The organism is Candidatus Accumulibacter contiguus (assembly GCF_036625285.1).
In the GTDB taxonomy this organism is placed as follows: Bacteria; Pseudomonadota; Gammaproteobacteria; order Burkholderiales; family Rhodocyclaceae; genus Accumulibacter; species Accumulibacter contiguus.
Map to the genome: position 1 here is coordinate 1,270,331 of NZ_JAZKUC010000002.1, position 19,661 is coordinate 1,289,991.

Below are 19,661 nucleotides of genomic sequence, written 5' to 3' on the forward strand. Positions count from 1 at the left end.
CGGGTCATCGTCCACAAACGCGATCGAAGTGCGACACTGCAGGGGCAGGGCATCCTGCCCCTGCTGCAGTCGCTTAATCGGATCCGGCAAGGGCGCGGGTGAACTTCATGTCCTCGCCCGAAAGGTCACTGAGTTCGATACGCACCGGCTTCACCTTCCAGATCTCGTTGCAGTACTCACAGATCGCCCGATCGGAAGAAAAGAATCCGGAACGTGCGACGTTGAGGATGGACATCCGTGTCCAGCGATCGATGTCCAGGTAGGTATCAGAGACCCTGGACTGACAATCGATGTACGACTGGAAGTCAGCCATCAGCATGTACTCGTCATGGTTGAGCAGGTGATCGACGAGGGGCCGGAAAATCTCGCGGTCGCCCTTGGTGAAGAAGCCACTGGCGATCAGGTCGATCACTTCACGCAGGTGCGGGTTCTCGTCGTAATAGGTCCGTGGTCGGTAGCCGGTTCTTCTGAGTTCCATCACCTCAGGTGTGGTCATCCCGAACAGGAAGAAGTTCTCGTCACCGACTTCCTCGCGGATTTCGACATTGGCACCATCGAGCGTGCCGATGGTCAGCGCACCGTTCATCTGGAACTTCATGTTGCCGGTTCCGGAGGCTTCCTTTCCGGCTAGTGAAATCTGCTCGGACAGATCGGCACCAGGAAAGATCGACTGGGCGTGCTTGACGTTGTAGTTCGGGAAGAACACCACCTGCAGCTTGCCGTGCATCGCCGGATCGCGACCGATCACGTCGGCGACGGCGTTGATCAGCCGGATGATCAGCTTGGCCATGAAGTAACCCGGCGCCGCCTTGCCGCCGAAGATCACGGTGCGGGGCGCGATCACGAGGTCGGGGTTGTCCTTCAGGCGCTTGTACAAGGAAACCACGTGCAGGATGTTGAGGTGCTGCCGCTTGTACTCATGAAAACGTTTGACCTGGATGTCGAACATCGACGCCGGATCGACGTCGACATGAGCAAAACGTTTGATCTCGCCGACCAGCCGCTTCTTGTTGCCGCTCTTGATCCGCCGCCAGGATTCGCGAAAGGCGGGATCGTCGGCATACGGTTCGAGTTCGCGCAGCCGTGTCATGTCGGTCACCCAGCCGGTGCCGATGGTTTCCTCGATCAGCCCGGACATCGTCGGATTCGCCAGGACCACGAAGCGGCGCGGCGTGACGCCATTGGTCTTGTTGTTGAACTTCTCCGGCCACATCTCGTAGAAGTCCTTGAGGACATCCGACTTGAGCAGTTCGGAATGTAGCTTGGCCACACCATTCACCGCGAAGCTGCCGACGACCGCCAGATTCGCCATGCGCACGTAGTGCGCACCATCCTCGTCGATCAGCGACATTCTTCGCAGCCGCGCGTCGTCGCCCGGATAGCGAATCCGCACTTCGTCGAGGAAACGCAGGTTGATCTCGCAAATGATCTCGAAATGCCGCGGCAGCACGCGCTTGAACAGGGCCAGTCGCCACTTTTCGAGCGCCTCCGGCAGCAGCGTGTGGTTGGTGTAGGCGAAGGTCTTGCGGGTAATCGCCCAGGCCTGGTCCCACTCCATCATATATTCATCGACCAGCAGGCGCATCAGTTCCGCCACGGCGATCGACGGATGCGTATCGTTGAGCTGGACGACGAACTTCTCGTCGAAATGATCGAGATTCTTCTCGCGCTGCAGTTGCAGGCGAATCATGTCCTTCAGTGAGCAAGCCACGAAGAAGTACTGTTGTTCTAGCCTGAGTTCCTGGCCTGCTTCGGTTTCGTCGTTCGGGTACAGCACCTTGGTGATGGTCTCCGAGCGAATCTGGGCATCGACGGCCTCATGGTAGTTGCCGGCATTGAAGGCTGCAAAATCGAAACTCTCCGGCGCCTCGGCGCTCCACAGCCGGAGCCGGTTCGGCGTATTCACCCCGTAACCCAACACCGGCATGTCCCAGGCGGTACCGCGAACGAGTTTGGCCGGAACCCATTGCACGCGCAGGCGGCGATCGCCGTTCGCCTCATACTGATATTCGGTATGACCACCAAGCTTGATGTCGAAAGCGATATTCGGACGGTGGATCAGCCATGGGCTTCCGGCACGTAACCACTTGTCGGTCAGCTCGATCTGTTGCCCATCGCGAATCGCCTGCGTGAAGATGCCGAACTCGTACAGGATGCCATAACCGATGGCAGGAATTTCGAGCGTTGCCAGCGAGTCGAGGTAACATGCCGCCAGGCGTCCAAGACCGCCGTTGCCCAGCCCCGGTTCCTCCTCCTGATCGAGCAGCATTTCCAGATCGAGTCCGAACTCCTGGGTGGCCTGCCGGGCCTGATCGAAGATCCCGAGATTGATCAGGTTATTGCCGAGTTGCGGACCAATCAGGAATTCGGCAGACAGGTAACAGACGGTACGGCTGCCCCGATCGCGATAGGTGCGCGCAGTTTGTACCCAGCGTTGCAACAGGCGGTCGCGTACCGCCTGCGCGAGCGCCATGAAGCAGTCACGCCGCGTCGCCACCTGCGGGAAGCGCGCCTGCACATAGACCAGTTTGTCGAGCATGGCACGTTTCAGTGCGTCCACACTGAGTCCGGTGCGCCGGTCTTCGCGCCCCACCAGCAGAGCGGAATCTGCCTCCAGCGGTGGCGCATTTTCTTTTTCGATTTCAACTTTCATGTCGGCACCCTCATATTTCTTGTTTATCGATATGTAAGAGATCGCGAATCCGTGTTCACCGATCCACGTCCAAGGCGAGTCTATAACATTGCGCGAAGCTGTGCACGCTGTGCCGTTCAAACGCAACAATTCTCATTCTAACGAAAGCATGGAGATGGGTTCGGTGTCATCGGCGTGCGCTGGAGATCACCGGGATGCTGCTCGCGCCGGGATTAGAAGCCGGGCTTCTTTTCAGTCACCCAGGCTTCGATTTCGAGAAAATCCTTCTGGTTCTGGCGGAGGACCAGGAAGAAGACGAGCGCCAGGAGCAGCGCGAAGAGCAGGACCGAGAACTCGTGCCAGCCGAGATTTGCGAGCAGTTGAAGAGGCATTGCTTTCTCCCGTCGTCGATGCAAGCAGCCAGCGGAGGCAGGCGCCAAACCACATTGACTGGCATATGACCCGTGCTCAAGCGTCCTGGTTCCAGCCGCAGGAAGGGCAGGGCCATGAGCTGCGTCCGGCTCGCCGTTTCGGACAGAAACTCTAGATCACACGTACGCGAATCACGCGTTCGACCGCCTTGATGGCGTCGATCACCTCTTCGCCGGGCTTTTTCTCGACGTCCACAATGTTGAAAGCCAGTTCACCGCGGCTCTTGTTCATCATGTCTACGACATTGACCTGGTGGTTGGCCAGAATGGACAGGACATGGCCGAGAACACCGGAGACATTGTCGTTGGAGAAGGTGATTCGCGAGGTGCCCGGACTGCGCTCCATGTTGATCTTCGGGAAGTTGACCGAGTTCACGATGTGGCCGTTTTCCAGATAGTCGACCAGTTGGTTGGCAGCCATCACCGCACAGTTTTCCTCGGATTCCTCGGTACTGGCGCCGATGTGCGGCATGGCAATGATTCGCGGGTGTCCGAGCAGAGCGGGTTCGGGAAAATCGCAGACGTACTTGCCGAGCCGGCCGGCGTCAAGACTGCGCAGGACCGCCGCCGGGTTCACGATCGCGTCCCGGGCAAAGTTGAGCAGCACGGCACCCTCTTTGATGACCGCCAGAGTGTCGTCGTTGAGCATATGCCGGGTGGCATCGACCGCCGGCACATGCAGCGAGACGTAGTCGGAACGGGCGAGCAGCGATTGCAGGTTTTCCATGCGGCTGACTTCGTTCGACAGGCGCCAGGCCGCATCAATCGACAACACCGGGTCAAAACCGACTACCGTCATGCCCATCGCCAGCGCCATGTCGGCGACCATCGAGCCGATCGCTCCGAGACCGACGATACCGATCGTCTTGCCACGGATTTCGTGGCCGGCAAAGCGGGATTTGGCTTTTTCGACGAGCGGCGACATCTCCGCCGGATCCTGGATATCGGCGAGCGACTGCACATAATTCATGCCATCGACGATGCCGCGCGCGCTCAGCAGCATGCCGGCCATCACCAGTTCCTTGACGGCGTTGGCATTGGCTCCCGGGGTGTTGAACACCACGATCCCCTGCTTGCCGTATTCGGCGACCGGAACATTGTTGACCCCGGCGCCGGCGCGGGCAACGGCCAGCAACGAGGCGGGGACGTCGATACCCTGCAGCTTCTGGCTGCGCAGGAGAAAAGCGTCGGGGTGAGCAATGTCGCTACCGACTTCATAGGATTGACGCGGAAATCGATCGAGACCCTTGATCGAAATCTTGTTGTAGGTTCTGACCTTGTACATGGCTATGTGACTCGGATAGATGATCGGTGGAATGACGGGAATCAGGCGGCGACCTGCTGATAGGCCCAGGCCAGCCATGGCATCAGCGCTTGCAGGTCGGAAGTCTCGACGGTAGACCCACACCAGATGCGAATCCCTGCCGGTGCGTCCTTGTACGAACCGATGTCGAAAGCAACGCCTTCGCTGTCGAGCAGCTTGACGAGCTTCTTGACCTGTTCGGCATCGAGTTGCACGCTCAGGCAGACGCTGGTGTTCGAGCGCGTTGCCGGATCCTTGGCCAGGAAAGTGATCCAGTCGTTGGCGGCGACAAACTCGGCGATCACCGCCAGGTTGGCCTGGCTGCGCGCGATCGCCGCCGGGACGCCGCCAATCGCCTCGATCCATTGCAAGGCGTCGAGATAGTCGGCAACGCAGAGCATCGAAGGGGTGTTGATCGTTTCCCCGCGGAAGATACCTTCGCTGAGCTTGCCGCCGGAGGTCAGGCGGAACACCTTGGGCAGTGGCCACGGCGGGCTATAGCTTTCCAGACGGGCAACCGCGCGTGGGCCGAGGATCAGCATGCCGTGCGCCCCCTCACCGCCCAAGACCTTCTGCCAGGAGAAAGTCACCACGTCGAGCTTGTCCCAGGGCAGGTCCATGGCGAATACCGCCGAAGTGGCATCGCAGATCGTCAGGCCGGTGCGCTCATTCGGAATCCAGTCACCATTGGGCACCTTGACGCCGGAAGTCGTGCCGTTCCAGGTAAACACCACGTCATTGTCGAAATTCACCTGCGCGAGATCGACGATGTCGCCATAATCGGCCTTCAGGACGCGCGCGTCGGAAAGTTTCAGTTGCTTGACCACGTCCGTCGCCCAGCCCGCGCCAAAGGACTCCCAGACCAGAACGTCGACACCGCGCTGACCCAGCAAGGACCACATCGCCATTTCCACTGCACCCGTGTCCGACCCCGGCACGACGCCGACGCGATAGCCTTCCGGCAAACCGAGGATGCGAGCGGTTTCCGAGCACGCCAGCGCGAGGGCTTTCTTGCCCAGCGCCGAGCGGTGCGAGCGGCCCAGGGTGTTGAGCGAAAGGGCGCTGACATCATAGCCCGGGCGCTTGCTGCAGGGACCTGAGGAAAAATTGGGGTTTTTGGGTTTCGCTGTGGGTTGCATGATTGCCTCTATCTAGAAAAAGAAACCGGGGGCTGGCGCCTCCCCGAAGGTCCACCAGCCAGTATCAGTATCGAACAAGCATGGAATTGTAACAGAGGGGCACGTCGCAGGCAGCAGGCAGCCGCTTGTCGACGGGTCGCCGGCGCCGATAATCTGCTTGCGCCGCGCTAAACCGTGTATAGTTCTGCCCGGAAGCGAGCTGTGTTTCATCCGGTCGGCAGTTTGCTTTTCTCGCGGTTTCTCCCCCCGGCAAGTGCCGAGCGCCCCGAATCATCCCACCCCAAAATTGTGGTATCCGCCTGAACCGGCTCTGATGGTGCCGTGCCGCAGCAGGTCGTTTGCAGGAGATTTTCTTGTCCCAATCGTTTGCCCTTCTCGGCCTTGCGGCCGAACTCACGCGTGTTGTCGCCGAACAGGGCTACACCGAACCGACGCCAGTACAGGCGCAAGCCATCCCGGTCATTCTTGCTGGACGTGATGTACTCGCCGGCGCCCAGACCGGAACCGGCAAGACCGCCGGCTTCACGCTGCCGCTGCTGCAGCGGCTGTCGGCAGCTTCCCCCACTGCTGCACACCACCCCCGGCGCGTACGGGCGCTGATCCTGACACCCACCCGCGAACTCGCGGCGCAGGTCGAAGAGAGCGTGCGCACCTACGGCCAGTACCTGCCGCTCCAGTCCACCCTGGTTTACGGCGGCGTGAACATCAATCCACAGATCGAAGCCTTGCGCCGTGGCGTCGATATCCTCGTCGCCACGCCGGGCCGCCTGCTCGATCACCTGCAGCAGAAGACCGCCAACCTGGCGCATGTCGAGATCCTGGTGCTTGACGAAGCGGACCGCATGCTGGACATGGGCTTCATTCGCGACATTCGGCGCATCCTCGCGCTGCTGCCGGCGCGGAGGCAGAACCTGCTGTTCTCGGCCACCTTTTCCAGCGAGATTCGCCAGCTCGCCGACGGCCTGCTGCACGCGCCGGCGATGATCGAAGTTGCACGCCGCAACGCCGAATCCGAACTGGTTGCCCAGCGCATCCATCCGGTCGATGCCTGGCGCAAGCGCGAACTGCTGACCCATCTGGTGTCGTCGGGCGACTGGCGCCAGGTGCTGGTGTTCACGCGCATGAAAAGTGGCGCCAACCGGCTGGCGGAGCAATTGTGCAAGGAAGGCATCGAGGCCACGGCGATCCACGGCAACAAGAGCCAGCCGGCACGTACCCGGGCACTGGCCGGCTTCAAAGCCGGCACGGTGCGTGTCCTGGTGGCGACCGACATTGCCGCGCGCGGTCTGGACATCGAAGAGTTGCCGCATGTGGTCAACTTCGAGCTTCCCAACGTTCCCGAGGACTATGTCCATCGCATCGGCCGGACCGGGCGTGCGGGGAGCACCGGCGAGGCGGTTTCACTGGTTTCGGTTGAGGAGAACGCGCTGCTCGCCGACATCGAGAAGCTGCTGACGCGTCGCATCGATCGCCAGATCGTGCCGGGATTCGAGCCCGGTCAGCCGCCGCCGCCTCATCTGCTGGTCGCAGTGCAAGCTGCTGAACGAGGCGGTCGCGATGGCAAGCGACGCGGCGGCGGCCAGGGAAAGGCTAGTGCGCAGCGGACGCAGACCTCGGCGACGCCACCGGCACGCCCGAGCGCGTCAACGCCGGCGCGTGCCAGTCAGGCGCCGCTGCCGAATGTACCGCGGGCGCCGCAGAGCGCCAGGGCCGGTGCTGCACTGCCAGCGCTGTTTCGCAGCCCCACCCGACGCGGCAGTTGAGCAGCGGACCTGCGCCACCAGCCACGAGCCATTTATCGAATCGTCAGACCAGGAGCCGGCAATGAATATATTCGTGGGTAATCTCGCACCCGAGACGGACGAAACAGAACTCACCAATCTGTTCAAGGCCTTCGGCCAGGTGAAGTCCGTGCAGGTGATGCGCGAGCTGTTCAGCGGTGCATCGAAGGGCTTCGGCTTTGTCGAAATGCCCGGCAGGGCGCATTCGCTTTCCGCGATCGCTGCCCTCGACGGCAAGGACCTGCACGGCCAGCCGTTGCGGGTAAACGAAGCCGTGGCGCGGAGCAGTGGCGGCATGCGCCACCGCTAGCCGCTTGCAGAATGCTTCTTCGCTTCAGCGTTTGCCGACCCGTTTGGCCAGTTTGTCGATCAGCTTGCGCAGGGCACGCTCGTCGACCATGCTCCTGGCTTTGCCGGCCTCCAGCCAGCGCCGTTCGCGGTGGCTCTCTTCCCACTCGTCTTCGGGAACGCTTTCGCTGACTTCCATCGGAAATACCGCCACATGGCACACGCCGCCCCATTTCTTGTAGTCGTAATGGCCAATCGGCTCCTCGTCGAGGCGACCGCGCACGCCTGCCTCCTCCAGGGCTTCCTTGCCGGCTGAGTCACGCAAGGACAGCTCGGGTTCCTTGACGCCCTTGGGGATCACCCAGCGAGTGCCCTTGCGCGAGGCGATGACCATGATTTCCAGTTGGCCGTCGATCCGACGATAGGGGAGCACTGCCGACTGGGTAAAGAAGTAGTCGGGAACGGGACCCTGCGGCTCGTCGTCTACGGCCAGATCGTCCGGCACCTGTCCGGGTCGGGTGACCGAGACCAGAGTGGCGCAGCCGGGCTCGAGCTTCGTCCAGTCTTCGATCATTTCCAGTTGGGCGAGTGCCGAAGTCGGCAGCACCTTGCCATCGTCCGGAACCTCGATCTGGCCTTCGTTCAGATAATCGATCAGTTCTTCGAGCCCCGGATTGTGTCCGACCACCATCACCCGGTGGGCACTCTTCGGGCAATCGGCCAGCGCCGCCAGCAGATCTTCGACTGGCGCCGCATAGAGACGCTCGTCCCAGCGCACCTTGCTCAACGGTACCCCCATCGCCTTGCAGGCCGCTGCCGTCGTGGCACGCGCGCGCTCGGCCGTGGAACTGAGCACCGCGTCCGGAACCAGTTTCTGGCGCTTGATCCAGGCCCCCATTTTCTGGCTGCCGAGGCGGCCTCTTTCGACCAGCGGGCGGTGAAAATCCTCGTGACCGGTGCCCCAGTCCGACTTACCGTGCCGCAATACCAGCAATGTCTTTCCTTTCATGGCGAAACTCTCCCCTCAATGTTGGTCAACGAGGACAAGCTCGGTGTCCCGGCGTAGTCGCTCTTCACGGCGCTATGATAAACGATGGTTCACGCTGGCGCGCCATCAACCTCGCCAGAGCCAAGTCAGGCGCTGCCGCCGCGTAGCGCTTCCAGTGGCGCGCTCTGCAGCAGCCGGGTGGCGGCGAACCAGCCGGCGGCGCTGACCAGCAAAGCGCCAAGGCAGATCGCTGCCGGCAACAGCCACAGATCGATCGTCACTTCGAAGCGAAAGACCTGGCGCGCCAGAAACTGGCCAACGCCGATGGCTCCGAGCGCGGCAATCAGGCCGGAAAACCCGCCAATCGCCGCAAACTCGGCCAGCAAGGCCCGCCTGAGCTGTTCCCGGCGTGCTCCGAGGGCGCGCATCACGGCCAGCTCGTAGCGTCGCTCTTCCGCTGCTGAAGCCAGCGCCGCGTAGAGAACGATGACTCCGGCGGCCAGAGTAAACAGAAAAACGAACTGCACCGCCCGCGCCACCTGATCCATGATCGATTGCAACTGGCGCAGGATTGCTGCGACGTCGATCACCGTGAGATTGGGAAATTCGCGAATCAGCCGATTGATGAACTCCGCCTTTTCCGGGGGAAGATAAAAACTGGTGATCCAGCTTGCCGGGTAGCCTTGCAGGACCAGCGGCGGCGTCAGGACAAAGAAATTGACGCGCATGGTATCCCAGTTGACTTTGCGCAATCCGACCACCGACATGCCGACCTGCTCGCCGGCGACGACGAACTCGATCCGATCGCCGACAGACAGTCCGAGCGTCTTCGCCAGCCCATCTTCGACCGACGCGGCCGCGTCGCCCCCCCGGCCAGCGACTTCGGCGGGAGAGAACCAGCGCCCGCCACTGAGTCGGTTGCCTTCCGGCAGATCGGCGCGCATCGACAGATTGAACTCGCGGTCGATCAGGCGCTGCGCGCGATCGTCCGTGTAGCTTGCGGCACTGACTTCGACGTCGTTGATGCGCGTCAATCGCCCGCGCACCATCGGCGCCAGCTCGGCCACCAGGCCCTGCGCCAGCAGCGCCGCGCGTACTGCTTCGACCTGGTCGGGCTGGATATTGACGACAAAGCGGTTCGCTGCCTCGGGTGGAACGCTCCGCCGCCAGGCATCGAGCAGCTCGCCGCGCGTCACGGTCAGCAGCAGCAGCGCCATGAAGCCGAGCGCCAGTGCAACAATCTGGAGGACGCTGGTGCCCGCACGCCGCTCCAGGCTTGCCAGCCCGTAACGCCAGCCGATTCCGCTCGCGCTGGCGGATCGCCTACCGCCACGCAGCGCGGCTGCCAGCCGGATGGCGAGCCGGGCAATCAGCGCAAAGGAGATCAGTGCGACGCTGAAGCCGCCGACCACGTAGGCGCCAAGCTCGACTTCGCCGGCCACCCAGAACATCAGGCCGGCCAGCGCCAGGAAGCCGAGCAGATAGCCACCGAGCAGACCGCTGCGCGGATTGCCCAGTTCGCGGCGCAGAACACGCAGCGTCGACACCTTCTTGAGCTGCAGCAGGGGCGGCACGGCAAAGCCGAAGAGCAGCAGCAGACCGACCGCCACCCCCTGTACGGCCGGCAGCAGACCCGGCGGTGGCAGTGGCGTCGCCAGCAACTGTGCGAGCCAGGCGTGCAGGGCGAAATGGGCGAGGTAGCCGAGCGCGCAGCCAATGCTGGCCGCGAGTACGCCGAGCACGGCAAACTGGCCCAGGTACAGGCGCAACAGCAAGGATTGTGTCGCGCCTAGACAGCGCATCACGGCGCAGGGATCGAGATGGCGTTGCCCATAACGTCGCGAAGCCAGCGCCACCGCCACCGCCGCCAGCACCACCGTCAGCAGCGCCGAAAGACCGAGGAATTTCTGCGCCCGTTCGAGCGCGGTACGGATCTCCGGGCGGCCGTTCTGCGGGTCTTCGATGCGTTGCCCACGCGCCAAGCGTGGCTCGATGTCGCGCTGGAAACGCTGCACCAGCGGCAGGTCGCCGGCCAGTAACAGGCGGTAGCCGACACGACTGCCGATTTGCAGCAGGGCCGTGGCCGGCAGATCGTCGAGGTTCATCAACAGGCGCGGCGCGACGCTGAAGAAGTTGATGCCGCGATCCGGCTCGAGAGTCAGTACGGCATCGACGCGCAGCGAACTTTGCCCGACGGCGATCTGGTCACCGACGCGCGCGCCCAGTGCCGAGGCCAGACGCTCGTCGATCCAGATCATTCCGGCAGGAGGCCCGCCACGCGCCGGCGCATCCGGGACATTCAGCGCCGGCGCAATGCGCAGGGTGCCGCGCAGCGGATAAGCGGCACCAACCGCCTTGATCTCGGCGAGCTGCGCACGCAGCTCGTCAGCTTCGCCGTGCGTCACCATGCTCGGGAAGGTACGGGTCTCGACCACCTGCAGGCCGCGCGCGCGCGCCTCGTCGGTCAAGGCTTGCGGCCACGGATGATCGGCGGTCAGCAAGAGATCGGCGCCGAGCAATTGATGAGACTCGCGATCGAGCGCCTGACGAACACGGTCGGCAAAAAATCCCACCGCCGACAGGGCGGCCACGGCGACCGCCAGAGCCGCCGCCAGCAGGCGCAACTCACCGCCGCGCGCGTCGCGCCGCAGCATTCGCCAGGAGAAGGAGCACAGTTGCAGGACTCGCATGAATCACCTGTTCGAGAATACTTTGCGTACTTGACCAAGGCAGGATGTTCAGAGTACAACCCTTCCCCTATCTCCTAGCTCCTGTTTCCGACTGTTATGGTAGCGCCAAATGACAAGATCCAAGATGCTGTTGCTGGCCGTGATCGCGGCCAGCGTTGCCGGTACAGGATACTGGTACCAGAACACTCGTCAGAGCAACTCCGGTACGACTGCCAGGAGCGCAGCGCCGGTGCCGGTGACCGTGGCCAGGGCGACGGTCGGCGACATACCCGTCCTGCTGGAGGTGGTAGGACGCGCCGAAGCGTACGAAAGCGTGACCTTGAAATCACGGCTGGACGGACAGGTTCTGGCGGTGACCTACGCCGCAGGGCAACATGTCCGGCAGGGCGAGGTCCTGGTCCGGCTCGACCCCGGCGACTTCGACGCGCGGCTGCTGCAGGCGCAGGCCAATCTGGCCAGGAGCGAAGCCCAGCTCGCCAAGGCCAGGGCCGACGTGCAGCGCTATCTGTCCCTGCAGGGACGCGGCTTCGTTTCCGAGGAAAAGGTCAACGAACTGCGTACCGGCGAAGCTACGGCAAGCGCGACGGTCAGGGCCGACCGGGCCGCTCTGGAACTGGCCACGCTCCAACTCGCCTACACCAGCATCCGCGCTCCATTTGCGGGCGTGGTCGGCGCGCGTCTGGTGTTCCCCGGTTCCGCCGTCAAGATGAATGAAACGGTGCTGGCAGTGGTCAATCGCGTGCAACCGCTCTACGTGACTTTTTCGATTCCCGAGAAGCATCTGCCGCGTGTGCGCAAGGCCATGGCAAGCGGCGATCTGCCCGCCAGTGTGACGATTCCCGGCAACCGGGAGCAGCGTTTTGCAGGCACGGTGAGGTTTCTCGACAACACCGTCGATGCCGGCACCGGCACCATCCAGATGAAGGCCCTGCTGGAAAATCGTGATGAACGACTGATCCCCGGACAATTTCTCGAGGTCAGCCTCTCCCTCGATACCCTGAGCAATGCCGTGGTCGTTCCCGCGGAAGCCGTGCAGCAGGGGCCGGAGGGCAACTTCCTGTTTGTCGTCCGCCCGGACAACACTGTAGAACCCAGGAAGATCGACGTGTCGGCCAGCTTCCGTGGCATCTCGGCGATCGGCAGGGGCGTTGCCAGCGATGAAGTGGTCGTCACCGACGGCCAGCTCAGGCTGGCCCCGGGATCGCTGGTGCAGGTGAAACAGCCGGAGGGAGCCGCCGCCGCCACGCCAGTGCCGGCCACTCAGCCGGGCGGCAACACCAAATGAATCTGCCTGAACTCTGCATTCGCCGCCCGGTCATGACCACGCTGCTGATGGCGGCGTTCCTCATTTTCGGCTTGATCGGCTACCGTGCTCTGCCGGTTTCCGAATTGCCGACGGTCGATTTCCCGACCATTGCAGTGACCGCCAATCTGCCCGGCGCCTCCCCGGAAACCATGGCGGCGGCGGTCGCCACACCCCTGGAAGGGCAATTCTCGACCATCGCCGGCCTCGATTCGATGACCTCGACGAGCGCCCAGGGATCGACCTCGATCACCCTGCAGTTCTCGCTCGAACGCAACATCGACGCCGCCGCGCAGGATGTGCAAGCGGCGATCTCCGCCGCCTTGCGCAAGTTGCCGCCGAACATGCCGGCGCCACCGTCGTTCCGCAAGGTCAACCCGGCCGACTCGCCGGTCTTCTATATCGCCATGCTGTCACCGACGCTGCCGCTGTCGCTGGTGAACGAATACGCGGAAACCCAGCTCGCGCAGCGTCTGTCGACGATCCCCGGCGTCGCCCAGGTGCTGATTTTCGGATCGCAGAAATTCGCCGTGCGCGTGCAGGCCAACCCCGACCAGCTCGCCAGCCGGGGAATCGGCCTCGACGAATTGCAACAGACGCTGGCCCAGAACAACGTCAACCAACCGATCGGCCAGCTCGATGGCAGCCGCCAGACTTTTGCCATCAAGGATGGCGGACAGCTTTCCAGTGCCGCGGCCTACCGCCCACTGATCGTTGCCTGGCGAAATGGCGCGCCGGTGCGGCTCGACGAAGTCGCCACCCCGATCGACAGCGTCGAGAACAACAAGATCGCCAGCTGGAACGTCGACAAGCGTGCCATTGTCCTGGCGATTCAGCGCCAGCCCGGCGCCAATACCATCGAGACGGTCGATGCCATCAAGCGTATCTTGCCGTCGTTCCAGTCCAAGCTGCCGGCAGCGATCGAGATGAGAGTGCTTTTCGACCGCAGCGTCTCGATCCGCGACGCGATCGACGACGTCCAGTTCACGCTGATCCTGGCCGGTTTCCTGGTGATTCTGGTGATCCTGCTGTTCCTGAGGAACCTGTCGGCGACGATCATTCCGGCGCTGGCGCTGCCGATTTCTGTGGTCGGGACCTTCGGGGCGATGGCGGTCCTCGGTTACAGCCTCGACAATCTTTCGCTGCTGGCGCTGACTCTGAGTGTCGGCTTCGTCGTCGATGATGCGATCGTGATGCTGGAGAATATCGTCCGCCACGTCGAAAAGGGCGAAACACCGTTCGAGGCGGCGATCCAGGGCGCCCGCGAGATCGGCTTCACGATCCTTTCGATGACCCTCTCGCTGATTGCCGTTTTCATTCCGGTGCTCTTCATGAGCGGCATCGTCGGCCGCCTGCTGCACGAATTCGCGGTCACCATCTGCGTCGCCATTCTGGTCTCCGGCTTCGTGTCGCTGACCCTGACCCCGATGCTCTGCAGCCGCTACATCCAGCACGCCGAGCCTGATACGCATGGCCGTCTGTTCCAGATCTTCGAGCGTTTTTTTGCTGCCCTGCTCGCGGGCTACGAGCGGACGCTCAAGCTGGCGATGGCGCACCCACGCAGCGTGCTGGTGGCTTTCTTTGCCACCCTGCTGCTCACCGGCTATCTGTTTACCGTGGTGCCCAAGGATTTCCTGCCGAGCGGTGACTCGGGTCAGATCATCGCCTTCACCGAAGGCGCGCAGGACATCTCCTTCGCCTCGATGGTGAAACATCAACGCGCGCTGGCCGAAATCGTCGCGCAGGAACCCGACATCCGCTCGTTCATGTCGGCGGTGGGTGCCGGCGGCATCCGCCCGACGGCCAATACCGGGACCATTTTCATGATCCTCAAACCCCGCTCGGAACGTCGCTCGTCGCCAGACGAGATCATTCAGCGCCTGCGCCCCAAACTCGCGGAAGTCCCGGGAATCAAGGCGTACATGCAGAATCCGCCAGTCATCCGCATCGGCGGCCAGCTCACCGCCGCGCAGTATCAGTACACCCTGCAGGACACCGACCTCGGCGAGCTGTACCAATGGACCGCCACCTTGACCGAACGTCTCCGCCAGTTGCCCGGATTCGTCGATGTCACCAACAACCTCAACCACCTCAGCCCGGTGCTGGCGCTGGACATCGACCGCGACAAGCTGGCGACGCTCGGTCTCAGTTATGGGCAGGTGGAAGATGCCTTGCAGAGCGCATTCAGCGCGCGACAGGTGTCAACGATCTACGGTGCGACCAATCAGTACCAGGTGATTCTCGAAGTAGACCCGGAATACCAGGCCAATCCGGAAGCGCTGTCACGCCTCTACGTGCGCAGCAGCAACGGCAAGCTCATCCCGCTGGACACCATCGCGCGCTTCAGTCGCAAGACGCAGGCGCTGACCGTCAACCATCAGGGGCAGTTGCCGTCGGTCACTTTGTCGTTCAACCTGTTGCCGGGGGTATCGCTGGGCGAAGCGGTGGACCGGATCAAGGGGCTTGAACAGCAACTGCGCATCCCGGTCTCGCTGAACACCAGCCTGCAAGGCACCGCACAGGCCTTCCAGTCGTCACAGCAGGGACTCGGCGTCCTGCTGCTGGTGGCGATTCTGGTGGTGTACCTGGTGCTCGGCATTCTCTACGAGAGTTTCATCCACCCCCTGACGATTCTTTCGGGGTTGCCCTCGGCGGGCCTCGGCGCGCTGTTGACGCTGCTGCTCTTTGGCATCGATCTCAGTCTCTACGCCTTCGTCGGCGTCATCATGCTGATCGGCATCGTCAAGAAGAACGCCATCATGATGATCGACTTTGCGCTGGCGCAGCAGCGGCAGGCAGGAATGGCCGCGCGCGACGCGATCTTTGAGGCCTGCCTGATCCGCTTCCGGCCGATCATGATGACCACCATGGCGGCACTGGTCGGAACCCTGCCGATCGCCCTCGGTCTCGGTGCCGGCGCCGAAGTCCGGCGACCGCTCGGCCTGGCGGTGGTCGGCGGTCTGCTGCTCTCACAGTTCCTGACGCTCTACCTGACGCCGGTGATCTACCTCTATCTCGATCGATTTTCGCGAGAGGATGCGCGCGAGATGATCCCAGCGCTGGAAAACGGAAAGCCAGGCTCCGGCACTTGAGGTCAATTCCTGTTCGTGAGTCGCTGACGCCAATCTCCCATGCAAGCAACTTACTCTTCGAGCAGGCTGCGGAGCATCCAGGCGGTCTTCTCATGCACTTCCAGACGCTGGGTGAGCAGATCGGCGGTGGGCTGGTCGTTCGCGGCACTCACCACCGGGAACAACTCGCGCGCGGTGCGTGCCGTGGCTTCCTGGGCATCAACCAGGTGCCGAATCATCTCCGTTGCCTTGGGCGTTCCTTCCACCTCGCTGATCGAACTCATCCTGCTGAACTCCTTGTAGGTGCCGGGAGCGGGATGGCCGAGTGCGCGAATCCGCTCGGCGATGACGTCGAGCGCGTTCCACTGTTCCGTGTACTGGCCCATGAACATCAGGTGCAAGGTATTGAACATGGGTCCCGTAACATTCCAGTGGAAGTTGTGCGTCATCAGGTAGAGCGTGTAACTGTCGGCCAGCAGGGCAGACAGGCCATGGGCAATCTTTTCGCGATCGCTGGCGCTGATGCCGATATTGATCGAAGGGGTTTGGGTTTTCTTGGCGTTCATCGTCGTTTCTCCTGGGTTGAAAGCTTTGGTGCGGGGAGAAGTTCGACCACTTTGCGTGCGGAAGGTCTTCCTTCCCGATGCCCGCAAACTGCGTCGTCCTGTGGTTTTCGGGAAGCCGAGGCCGGTTGCGCGGGAACCCGATGAACACATTCTATGAAGAATTGTTTCATTTGTATAATTGATTGTCAGTATGGATGCAATAGTTTCTTGCTATTATTGGGGCTGGCTGCCGCATGCTTGATTTCATCCTTTCATTCTTCTGGTGGAGGCCGTTGATGTACGTTTGCGTGTGCCGGGCAGTGACTGATAAGCACATCCGTGCAGCAGTACAGGACGGTGCGCGCACGCTGAAGGATCTTTGTCATAATCTTGGCATTATCCGGGATTGTGGTCGCTGCGCCAGTTGTGCTTATGAGTGCCTGCAGGATGCACGTGGCGGCGCCAGGCCGGGAGACGGCAAACGCAGAGCGCTTGCGCAGCTTGGCTGTCATGAAAGTCATGAATGGGCATTTGATGCCCGACCCCGCCATTCGATCTCAGGCCGTGTAGCTGCCCGAGGTGGCGCTACCGCCGCTGCCGATCCAGTCGTGGTGGAAGAAGACCCCGCGCGGATGGTCGGTGCGCTCGAAGGTATGCGCGCCGAAGTAGTCACGCATCGCCTGGATGACGTTGGCCGGGCTGCGCGCGCAGCGGTAGCCATCGTAGAAGGCGAGTGCCGCCGACAGGCCGGGAGCCGCGATCCCGTGCTCGGCGGCGAGCATCACCGTGCCGCGCCAGCCGTTCTGGGAGCGCTCGACCACTTGCCGGAACCAGGGATCGAGCAACAGGCTGGCGAGATCGGCGTCGTGCTCGTAAGCATCGCGAATACGGCCGAGGAATGAGCTGCGGATGATGCAGCCGGCGCGCCAGAGCAGGGCGATGCGGCCGAGATCGAGTCGCCAGCCATACTCGTCGTTGGCAGCCCGCATGAGCATGAAGCCCTGCGCGTAACTCACCAGCTTGCTGGCCAGCAGCGCATCACCCACGGCAGCGACCAGCGCGCCACGCTCGACGCCAGGTCGTGGCGACGGGCCGGGCAGGATCGCCGCAGCAGCGACACGCTCGTCGAGCCGGGCAGAGAGGCTGCGCGCGTACACCGACTCGGTGATCAGCGTCAGCGGCACACCCAGTTCGAGGGCGCTTCCGCTGGTCCAGCGGCCGGTGCCTTTCTGGCCAGCGGTGTCGAGGATGCGGTCGACGAGGGGCTTGCCGTCGGCTTCGCTGACACGAAAGATTTCTGCGGTGATTTCGACCAGATAGCTGGCGAGGTCGCCGCGATTCCATTGCGCGAATATCGCCGCCACTTCGGCAGGCTGGCAGCCGCCCAGATCCCTGAGCAGATGGCAAGCCTCGGCGATGAGCTGCATGTCGCCGTATTCGATGCCGTTGTGCACCATCTTGACGAAGTGGCCGGCACCGCCTTCGCCGACCCAGTCGCAGCAGGGCTCGCCGGAATCGGTATGGGCGCTGATCGTCTGGAAGAGGTTTCTCAGGTGCGGCCACGCCTCACGGTTGCCGCCGGGCATGATGCTCGGGCCGTGGCGGGCGCCTTCCTCGCCGCCGGAAATGCCCATGCCGACGAAGCGGATGCCCTGCTTGGCAAGGGCCTGGACGCGGCGTTGGCTGTCCTTGTAGTGCGAATTGCCGCCGTCGATGACGATGTCGCCGGGCTCGAGGTGGGGCAGGAGGTGGTCGATGCTCTCATCCCTCCGGAGAACTTGTAAGGTCTGGGGCGGCAGCCGCGTCCAGGTAGGCATGGACTTGCGGCGCACGCGCGATGATGCGGCTGGCTGGCAGCTCGGGCGCGTTGCCCGAAAGAATGCGCGCGAGAATGCTGCGTTTGCCGGCGCCGGCAACCAGGAAGACCACGCGGGCAGCGGCGAGCAGCGTGGCCTCGTTCAGCGAGACGCGCAGCGTCCCGTCGTCGAGGTGGCGTGCGAGCAGGCAGTGCCGGCCAGTCCACCCTGGCTGCGTATCGGGAAAGAGGCTGGCCGTGTGGCCATCCTCACCGACACCGAGCAGGACGCAGTCGAAAACGGGCGACGAACCGGCGCCCGCGAGTTCGGCGAGTTGACGGTCGTAGTCGGCCGCCGCCTGCTCAGGCGGAACTTCGCCCCGGATGCGGTGGATTCTCGACGCGGCCAGTCGCAGCGGCTCCACGAGGAGCGACCTGGCGGCACCGTAATTGCTGCGTGGATCGTCGGGCGGAACCAGGCGCTCATCGACCCACCACAGATGCACGCGCGGCCACGGGATGCCTGCCGCCGCGGCGAGTATGGCATACAGGCGAAGTGGTGTATTGCCACCGGAGAGCGCCAGGTGAATTTCGCCGCGCCGTTCCCGTAACCAGCGCACCAGATCGCAAGCCAGTGCCTGAACGCTGGCCGTGGCGTCGGGGTGGACGTGCCAGGCGTTCACAGTTCGCAGTACTCACCGCCGGAAGCGAGGTTCTGGCAGGGATAGCGCCAGAACAGATGGTTCTGCACCATGTCGCGGACGATTCCACTACCGTCGAAATAGCCGGCGCGTCTTTCGACACCAAGGCTCTCGGCGCTGGTGATTTCCACGTAGTCCACGTAACGATGGTTCCACAGCGAATCGAAAATCTCGTTGGCGAAGCGAAACACCAGCAGGTTCTGAACGGTTTCCTTTCCCAGGTAATGGTCGATGCGGTAGAGCTGGTCTTCGCGCCACTCCGCGAGCAACTGCCGGTTGAGTTCGCGGGCGCTTGCCAGATCGCGTCCGAATGGTTTTTCCACCACCAGTCGCTTCCAGCCGTCGCCGCTCGTGTTGAGGTCGCTTGCGGCAAGGCAGGCCGAGATCTTCGGATAGAGGTCGGGCGGCGTGCTGAGGTAAAAGAGGCAGTTGTGAGGAATTCCGAGTTCCGCACAGAGCCCATAGACGCGCTGCTTGACCTGCTCGTAGGCTGCGGGATCGCCGGTATCGATCGACTGGTAGTGCAGCAGCGGCACGAAAGCGGCGGCTTCCGCCGGCAGGTGAGCGGCGAAGCGGGGCAGGGCGCTGGCCATCTCCTGACGAAAACTGGCGTCGTCCAGCGGTGTACGGCCGACGCCGAGCACGGCGAAGCGCTCGGGCAGCAGGCGCTGGGCGTGCAGGCTCGCCAGCGCCGGCAGCAGTTTGCGACGGGTGAGGTCGCCGGAGGCGCCGAAGATGACGACGATATGGTTCTCAAGCATGGGCGGAACCTCGATAGCGAGTTTGGTGGTGCCGGAACAGCCGGAGGACGCTGCGCCTGTGTCAGTGCGTCCTCGTCGAAGCGAGGCCGCTTGTCATTCGACAAGGCAGTGGGCGCAGGTTCAATGCCAGTGCCGGGAACGGCGCCTGCCGGCTGGACGCCGATCGTCTTCTCGAGGGGCGTGCAGCCCAGGGAGTTCGTCCGGGATGTGGGCTGCCGGCGGGCAGGACGATG

The 19,661-nt window shown here is 62.9% G+C and carries 14 protein-coding genes and 1 pseudogene; 5 read left to right on the forward strand and 10 right to left on the reverse strand.

The genetic code is table 11. The annotated features are described in order from the left end of the window. Window positions 1-73: 73 nt before the first annotated feature. From V5B59_RS24625 to V5B59_RS24640, 4 genes are all read right to left on the reverse strand, one after another. On the reverse strand, window positions 74-2,653 hold the full coding sequence (locus V5B59_RS24625) for a glycogen/starch/alpha-glucan phosphorylase (protein ID WP_332352446.1): 2,580 nt from the start codon (window positions 2,651-2,653) through the stop codon (window positions 74-76). Between the two features lie 212 nt (window positions 2,654-2,865). Continuing rightward, window positions 2,866-3,024 (reverse strand): hypothetical protein, encoded by a 159-nt coding sequence (locus V5B59_RS24630; protein ID WP_169070619.1) that lies wholly within the window; start codon window positions 3,022-3,024, stop codon window positions 2,866-2,868. Window positions 3,025-3,175: 151 nt separating this feature from the next. Further along, entirely contained in the window at window positions 3,176-4,348 is a 1,173-nt protein-coding gene (locus tag V5B59_RS24635) for a phosphoglycerate dehydrogenase (RefSeq protein ID WP_034912627.1), read from the reverse strand. A gap of 41 nt (window positions 4,349-4,389) precedes the next feature. After that, window positions 4,390-5,505 (reverse strand): phosphoserine transaminase, encoded by a 1,116-nt coding sequence (locus tag V5B59_RS24640; protein WP_169070618.1) that lies wholly within the window; start codon window positions 5,503-5,505, stop codon window positions 4,390-4,392. Between the two features lie 353 nt (window positions 5,506-5,858). Here V5B59_RS24640 and V5B59_RS24645 point away from each other — a divergent pair, with 353 nt between their 5' ends. Beyond that, window positions 5,859-7,268, forward strand: coding sequence for a DEAD/DEAH box helicase (locus tag V5B59_RS24645; RefSeq protein WP_288130526.1), 1,410 nt, complete (start codon window positions 5,859-5,861; stop codon window positions 7,266-7,268). Window positions 7,269-7,329: 61 nt separating this feature from the next. Then, window positions 7,330-7,596 (forward strand): RNA recognition motif domain-containing protein, encoded by a 267-nt coding sequence (locus V5B59_RS24650; RefSeq protein ID WP_169070617.1) that lies wholly within the window; start codon window positions 7,330-7,332, stop codon window positions 7,594-7,596. A 24-nt stretch (window positions 7,597-7,620) separates the two neighbouring features. On the opposite strand, the gene V5B59_RS24655 is transcribed toward V5B59_RS24650, so the two are convergent. Together V5B59_RS24655 and V5B59_RS24660 are read right to left on the reverse strand one after the other, a co-directional pair. Then, window positions 7,621-8,583, reverse strand: coding sequence for a histidine phosphatase family protein (locus V5B59_RS24655; protein WP_169070616.1), 963 nt, complete (start codon window positions 8,581-8,583; stop codon window positions 7,621-7,623). A 125-nt stretch (window positions 8,584-8,708) separates the two neighbouring features. Then, entirely contained in the window at window positions 8,709-11,252 is a 2,544-nt protein-coding gene (locus V5B59_RS24660; protein WP_332352448.1) for an ABC transporter permease, read from the reverse strand. 109 nt (window positions 11,253-11,361) lie between these two features. Between V5B59_RS24660 and V5B59_RS24665 the strand changes: the two genes are divergently transcribed. Together V5B59_RS24665 and V5B59_RS24670 are read left to right on the forward strand one after the other, a co-directional pair. Then, entirely contained in the window at window positions 11,362-12,537 is a 1,176-nt protein-coding gene (locus tag V5B59_RS24665; RefSeq protein WP_169070615.1) for an efflux RND transporter periplasmic adaptor subunit, read from the forward strand. Beyond that, entirely contained in the window at window positions 12,534-15,647 is a 3,114-nt protein-coding gene (locus V5B59_RS24670; protein WP_332352449.1) for an efflux RND transporter permease subunit, read from the forward strand. The genes V5B59_RS24665 and V5B59_RS24670 overlap by 4 nt, the downstream gene beginning before the upstream one ends. Window positions 15,648-15,697: 50 nt before the next feature. Here V5B59_RS24670 and V5B59_RS24675 read toward each other — a convergent pair whose 3' ends face one another. Further along, window positions 15,698-16,192: a Dps family protein gene (locus tag V5B59_RS24675; protein WP_169070614.1), complete on the reverse strand. Its 495-nt coding sequence runs from the start codon at window positions 16,190-16,192 to the stop codon at window positions 15,698-15,700. Window positions 16,193-16,467: 275 nt separating this feature from the next. Between V5B59_RS24675 and V5B59_RS24680 the strand changes: the two are divergent. Further along, window positions 16,468-16,584, forward strand: a pseudogene (locus V5B59_RS24680) ((2Fe-2S)-binding protein); the annotation flags it as partial. A gap of 144 nt (window positions 16,585-16,728) precedes the next feature. On the opposite strand, the gene gnd reads toward V5B59_RS24680, so the two are convergent. The 3 genes from gnd to V5B59_RS24695 are packed head-to-tail and all read right to left on the reverse strand — an operon-like array spanning window position 16,729 to window position 19,428. Then, a complete protein-coding gene (gnd, locus tag V5B59_RS24685; RefSeq protein WP_169070613.1) occupies window positions 16,729-17,988 on the reverse strand; it encodes a decarboxylating NADP(+)-dependent phosphogluconate dehydrogenase in 1,260 nt (419 codons plus the stop codon). After that, window positions 17,933-18,649, reverse strand: a complete 717-nt coding sequence (gene pgl, locus V5B59_RS24690; protein ID WP_169070612.1) for a 6-phosphogluconolactonase — start codon at window positions 18,647-18,649, stop codon at window positions 17,933-17,935. Before pgl ends, gnd begins: the two co-directional genes overlap by 56 nt. After that, window positions 18,646-19,428, reverse strand: a complete 783-nt coding sequence (locus V5B59_RS24695) for a hypothetical protein (RefSeq protein ID WP_169070611.1) — start codon at window positions 19,426-19,428, stop codon at window positions 18,646-18,648. Before V5B59_RS24695 ends, pgl begins: the two co-directional genes overlap by 4 nt. Window positions 19,429-19,661: the final 233 nt, after the last annotated feature.